General features: G+C 39.7%; 7 protein-coding genes. 4 read left to right on the top strand and 3 right to left on the bottom strand.

Annotated elements, in window-relative coordinates; translation table 11 throughout:
* Window positions 1–256 (bottom strand): mobilization protein MobS (locus tag ACMHKH_RS14350; RefSeq protein WP_413521305.1); only part of this gene is annotated, 256 nt, incomplete at its 3' end.
* A 255-nt stretch (window positions 257–511) separates the two neighbouring features.
* Between ACMHKH_RS14350 and ACMHKH_RS14345 the strand changes: the two genes are divergently transcribed.
* From ACMHKH_RS14345 to ACMHKH_RS14330, 4 genes are all read left to right on the top strand, one after another.
* Window positions 512–2,113: a MobA/MobL family protein gene (locus tag ACMHKH_RS14345; protein ID WP_413521304.1), complete on the top strand. Its 1,602-nt coding sequence runs from the start codon at window positions 512–514 to the stop codon at window positions 2,111–2,113.
* Window positions 2,114–2,291: 178 nt separating this feature from the next.
* Complete coding sequence (locus ACMHKH_RS14340) at window positions 2,292–3,035, top strand: hypothetical protein (RefSeq protein WP_413521303.1); 744 nt, start codon at window positions 2,292–2,294, stop codon at window positions 3,033–3,035.
* A gap of 307 nt (window positions 3,036–3,342) precedes the next feature.
* On the top strand, window positions 3,343–4,320 hold the full coding sequence (gene repM / locus ACMHKH_RS14335) for a replication initiation protein RepM (protein ID WP_413521302.1): 978 nt from the start codon (window positions 3,343–3,345) through the stop codon (window positions 4,318–4,320).
* A 156-nt stretch (window positions 4,321–4,476) separates the two neighbouring features.
* Entirely contained in the window at window positions 4,477–4,890 is a 414-nt protein-coding gene (locus tag ACMHKH_RS14330; protein WP_413521301.1) for a surface-adhesin E family protein, read from the top strand.
* A gap of 103 nt (window positions 4,891–4,993) precedes the next feature.
* On the opposite strand, the gene ACMHKH_RS14325 is transcribed toward ACMHKH_RS14330, so the two are convergent.
* Entirely contained in the window at window positions 4,994–5,437 is a 444-nt protein-coding gene (locus ACMHKH_RS14325; RefSeq protein WP_413521300.1) for a surface-adhesin E family protein, read from the bottom strand.
* A 169-nt stretch (window positions 5,438–5,606) separates the two neighbouring features.
* Entirely contained in the window at window positions 5,607–6,020 is a 414-nt protein-coding gene (locus ACMHKH_RS14320) for a hypothetical protein (protein WP_413521299.1), read from the bottom strand.
* Window positions 6,021–6,103: the final 83 nt, after the last annotated feature.

Below are 6,103 nucleotides of genomic sequence, written 5' to 3'. Positions count from 1 at the left end.
CACCAACCCCTTTTACTAAATCTGCCATTAAATCCTTATCGGTCTGTCTGGTCAAAAAATCTAATAAATGGTTAGCTGTATACTCCCTTAAACCATCTACTGCATCCTTCTCTAAAGCATCTACAAGAAAAGCACCCAACAGTATTTTTTGTCGTGTCAGCTTCTTATCTAACTTCTGCTTCTCTCTATTTATTTTAAGCTCAAGATCATTAATCTTTTGCTGTTCCTTTAGATCATTACCACCAAGTAAGTTCATGAATTTTCCTTAAATTATCAAATTATTTACTCACCTGACTATAGCAACTTCGCTAATACCTAACAACAGTTTATGATATAGTTAATTGACAGATGGTTGAGTCCCACTGACTAAGTGCGAGTTTTCGACTTTACAAATGTTTATCCCTATCGGTCACACATTTATAAAATCAAAACATCGGCAGGGGCACGCCCCCACACCCCCAGCACTACAAAAAGATGTAGTGCTAAAAACCAAAACCCCGAGCTTATAGAAATGGCTATTTTTATCGCATCGACTAAATCAATATCACGAAACAGTGGGCAAAGTGCCGTTGCTAGTGCGAGCTATCGCGCTGGTGTTGAGCTTGAAGATAAGCGATATGGTAAGACCCACGACTACTCAAAAAAGCATGGCGTGATGAGTGCGGATATTATTTTACCGTCAGCATTGGTAGATGCTAAGGCTACTGTTGATCGGGGCGATCTTTGGAATAAAGCGGAGGCTGCCGAGAAAAGAAAAGATGCGCGTGTGGCTCGCGAATGGCTGGTCAATCTGCCCTATGAGCTTGACGAGAACGACCGTAAAGATATTGCACACAAGTTTGCTCAGACGCTTGCGGATCGTTACGGCACGATTGCCGATTGCGCCATTCATCAGCCGACGCAAAAAGAGATTGATCGAGGGGCAGACCCTCGCAACTTCCACGCCCATATCCTGTTTACCACGCGTACCGCTGAGCTTAACGATAATAACGAGATCGTACTGACCGATAAGGCAACCATTGAGCTATCCGATAATAAGCGGCGCTCACTTGGATTAGAGCGCGTCAATGTTGAAATCAAAGAAATACGGCAACTGTGGGAGCAGATCGCTAATGAGAAACTGGCCGAATATGACCATGAGCTGATTGATTCGCGCAGCTATGCCGATCAAGGCAAAGACATCGAGCCGCAGCTTAAAATGGGTTCGGTGGCCACGAAGATTGAGCGTGACGCATACGAGACCGCAAAAGCGGCTGCAGAAGAAAAAGGCAAAGTATTTAACGGCATCGCCCCAGTGACGACTAGGGGTAAGATTAACCTGATGATTACTGAGCGAAACCGTCTAGTACGGACACGCGAACTTGCCGATCTGCGCGAAAAACAGTTATTTATCGTCCCAGCAGCGCCTACACCTGAATATAAACCCAGTAACGTGAGCAATGACGAGCTAGAACAGGCGCAATCAGTGGTTGAGCGCATCAAACAGGCGCGTATTCAGCGCCAGATTGCCAAAGAAGCAGCTGAGGCGCTTGAAAAACGGCGTATCGCTCAGCAGCAGCGTGACATGGCCGACCAAAAGGAGCGTGAGCGCCTATTAGCGCAAGAAGAAGCGCGTCAGGCAAAGCGTGAGCAGCGCCGCGCTCAAATAGCAAAAGAAGAAGCCGACTTTAAGGCGCAACACGACCATATCTCGCATCAAGGTCTATCAGATCAGCACAGGCTTCTAAAAATCATCGACCAAAAAAGCGACTTTGGCCAACACCTCATGACCCTCCTGCATCTTGATCAGCAAATGAGCGCATGGCAACGCTACCGCAGTGAGCCGAGTACCACTGACCACCAAAAGCAGCTTACAGACCGTGAACAACATGAAATTGGCAGCCATATTATCAGCCACAGCCAGCAGCTGCTTGATCACATCAAGTCTATAAGCGACCTATCGACAAGAAAAGCGCACACCAAAGCCTTAGAGCGTGTCTTTGATGACATCAAAGATCGCCAACAAAGCGCCCTTAGCCCCGAACATCAGCGCCAAATGCGAACGGTATCCGCTGAAATCACCGGTTATCGCCGTGATATCAACCGCAGCCGAGGCATGAGCCTTGGCTTTTAAGCTCACAAGCAATACTAAACGACACTCACGGTCGCATAGAATCACCTCAGAGGCTTCTCAGGCATCCCACAGCGCCATTTTGATGCTAGGGTACCAATAATGTATAAACCACCCTAAAAACGCCCGCAGCGCCATTTAGAGGCCAAATAGCATCATAACTAGCGACTAGGAACGATTCATGCCAGAAAAAGACCTCTCTATCCAACTAGAAGACCTATTGCTTGCACTTGAGACCTACACCAAAAAAATAGATAAGCAACTGATTGACAGCTCAAACTTAAACCACGCGCATTATAAACAAGCGCAAGATATTTCTGATTGGGCAAAACAGCTGACTTCACTGCTAAAAACGTATCAAAACAAAGAGACCTTACTGCAAACTGAATTTGTTGAAGCCATTAACAAAGAGATTGCAAGAGTCTTTGAAGCCAATGAAGACAACTACCATAAGCGTATTGATGAGGGCTTCACTAAGCACGTTACTGATGCTAGTGATGAGTTCTTAAAAAAAACAAAGCTGCTTAATAAAGACTTAGTGAAGATACAGACCTCTGTTACCAGTGTTGCTAGTAACCTTGACGATACTAAAGACAAGATAGCTGAGCTAAATATAGATGCTTCCAAACAGATGCTAGATAACGTTAAGCGAGAGTTTGGCCGTCAATTAATACTAACTTTGGTCGTTGTGGTTGTTGTGGTATTAGCATTAGCTTCTGGAGCAGCTTGGTTGTTTATTCCTAGCAAAAGCGAGATAGCAGAACGTCGAGCGGATTATCAATATCTGGAAAAGGCTGGTGTGGCTCATAACATTGTCAAAGTAAGTGGACAAGATGGTCACTATGCGAGGATTGATCCCAAAGACTGTTTTGAAGATGAGAAGAGTTCGTTTTATAGCAAATCAAAGCTATGCAAATTTAAGTAATTTACTTCCTGAATTCACTATTAAAAATAGCCCTTCGTTTCTTAGGCTTATCCACAACCAAAAAGGCTTTTAATGCTTTTAAATGCTTTTAAATGCTTTTAAGTTAGCTACAGACCTTACAGATAAAGGTCTACAGAGGAGCTATGACGACAAATTCCTACCTATATGACGACAAATTCCTACCCATATGACGACAAATTCCTACCCATATGACGACAAATTCCTACCCATATGACGACAAATAATAATTTGACTATAAAGCGTCTTGATAATATCATGTCGTTATATGTTTTTAATGGTATTAACTATGAAAAATAATAAAACCGAATTGGTAGTAAAATCAAATCGACTTAATACAGCGATTCAGAATTTATCACTTGCTGAAATTAGACTGATACAGTTAGCTATTATTGATAGTAGAGAGCAAAACAAGGGTCTTAGCTCTGATACCCCATTAAGAATAAACGCCATGAGATATGCTGAAGTTTTTGAGGTTTCTAAGCAAACTGCTTATGAGGCACTTATAGATGCAGAAGCTAACTTGTTTGAGCGTCGCTTCACCTTTATGGACGAACGTGATCTTAAAGTGAAATCACGTTGGATCAGTCAAGCTACATATATTGATGGTGAGGGAGCGATAGAGGTAATATTTACCCCTGCTGTTGTTAACGAAATCACGCGTATTCACGGAATTGAGCAGTTCTTTACAAAATATACTCTAGAACAAACGGCACAACTAAAGAGCCTATATGCTGTAAGACTTTATGAGCTTCTAATACAATGGCGCGAAGCTCGAAAAACTCAGTTATTTGAATTAGAGACTTTCAGAGAGCAGCTTGGTCTAGGAGTTAATGACTACAAACGCATGAGTGATTTCAAACGTCGTGTTTTAGAGTCGTCTATAAAAGAAATTAACGAAAAGACAGATATAAAAGTTAGTTATACCCAAGAAAAAAAGGGTACTACGATAGTAGGCTTCAAATTTGTAGTTCGTGAGAAATCAAAACCCAAGACTGGACAGGTAGCTGAGTCTCGTGATGTTAATAACGGTGATCTGTTCACGATTGATGGACTATCTGACAAGCAGTTGTGGCGTATCAGTCGGCATAAAGAGTTTATAAGTACATATAGCGGTCTTGCTAAAGGCGACGCTGGTAAGAACTGGACAGCGTATAGTGATTTTATAGTTGGTGAGATCAAAAAAGATCCCTCCAAATTCAGCAAGAAACGCCCTATACGCGAATATTTAGATGGAAATGAAGCAGACTATGACTTCTCAAGATAGCGAGAAAAACTGACCACCTAGAACAGTCTGTTATAAGTGGTTCTCTTATAGTGGTCTGTTTTAGGTAGTCTGTTAATAGGTTTAGAGGGAGAAACAACTGGTTCCCTTGGGGTATATGCTAGAATAAAAATATTATGTTTATATAAAGTAGTAGATATGAAAAAACTAATTGCATGTTCGTTAACTTTCTTAATCGCTATAGCAGCTAATGCTACTAACTGGGTCGAAATAGCTAGCTATAAACAAGAGAATGATTTTTATTATATAGATACTGATTCTATGAATGTTACTAGTAAAGAATATCAGATGGTTACTGCTTTTTTTAAAACTAATAAGATGGACTTTAAGGTTAATGGTAAAACAGCTTACTCTAGTCGACAACAATGGGGTATTAATTGTAGAAATAGAAGTTATTCTATACTAGCTGTTGTATTTTACGACTTAAATGGAAGAGTTATAGATCGTTACGAGAAAGGTATATCATTCGTGCCATATAGAGTAGCTCACCCAGACACATTAGTTAGTGATATTTTAGACGAAACCTGTTCTATTGCAGGTTTTAATAAATAGCGTATAAATATCACGAATAGCGAGCCTTTCCTAAAAACTGTGTAACTACTATTCAGCTTATGGAGATACTTACACAAAGTTTAGGAAAGCCTCATTGCTTCTGCTAGGGTAGAGCATATTCAGCATTAAGACGACACAGCAAATTAGATACTTTGTGGTTTATAGTGCCGGGATAGGCTGTTGCGAAATCACTCTGTTTTGGTATTTTTATCACTCTAGTATTATGTACAAACTTATCATTTAAATCTCTATACATTAGAGATAAGTTAACTATCATATTACTATTACAATCAACTAAGTTTTGTGAGGTTAGAGAGCCATACCCTTCCTCATAGTCTCCGCTACCAGGCTTAGTGCTAAACCTCACGAATGCGCTAACGTAATTAGAAGAGTTACCACCTCCTATAACTTCACCTTTATATTTAGATATAGAGCTAGTATCTATGTCAATTTTATGAGTAGGTAAGTCGTCTATTTCGTACCAATTTGCAGCATTCGCTAAAAACGTTACTGATCCAAAAAAAAAGCCTATAAATACCTTTTTCATAAAACCTCATAATTTTTTAATTAATTTATCAAGCATTAGTTTAGCATTGATTAAGAGAGTATTTTGATATACGTACTTATAGTAACTTTCAACATCCAAATATATTCATTGATTAGGATTTTACAAACTAACTCCGCTCTACAAGTTTTGTAAAATGGAAGAACAACATTCATTTCTTTAATATTTGATCAGCATAATTACTTAGAACTTCTTCCCTATAGCCTTCGCAAAACAGGTTTATCATGCCATCTAAAATACTCTTATTCTTTAATAACTCAAATCTACCCGAAAGAATAGAGTTATCGCTATGAATTGAAGCTTTAATTAACTCTAGTGCTGTTTCTTTATCTACCACTCCATCTCTATAGCCTACATAGTAATAATAACTTCCAACATCATAACCTTTATGCCTTAGTTCTTCGTCCTCATCAAGATTTAAGCTAGTCTTTAGTGCTTCAATATCATGAATCCAGCCTAACCCGTCTTTTTTATAGCATTTTCCTCTATAAGCTTTTTCATTGCGTGATTCTTCAAACCCAGAATTAAGCGCTAGCTCAACATTCTTATGGTAATCCTTTTTCATTATATGTCTCGATTTCTTTAATAAACACAGGCTATCGTCAAGAATCAAAGTTATTGACTCAATCCTCTCTCAATTTATCTTAC

Origin of the sequence: Psychrobacter glacincola (assembly GCF_965118485.1) — a bacterium.
Taxonomy (GTDB): Bacteria; Pseudomonadota; Gammaproteobacteria; order Pseudomonadales; family Moraxellaceae; genus Psychrobacter; species Psychrobacter glacincola_D.
This window is presented reverse-complemented; position numbering and strand designations above follow the sequence as displayed.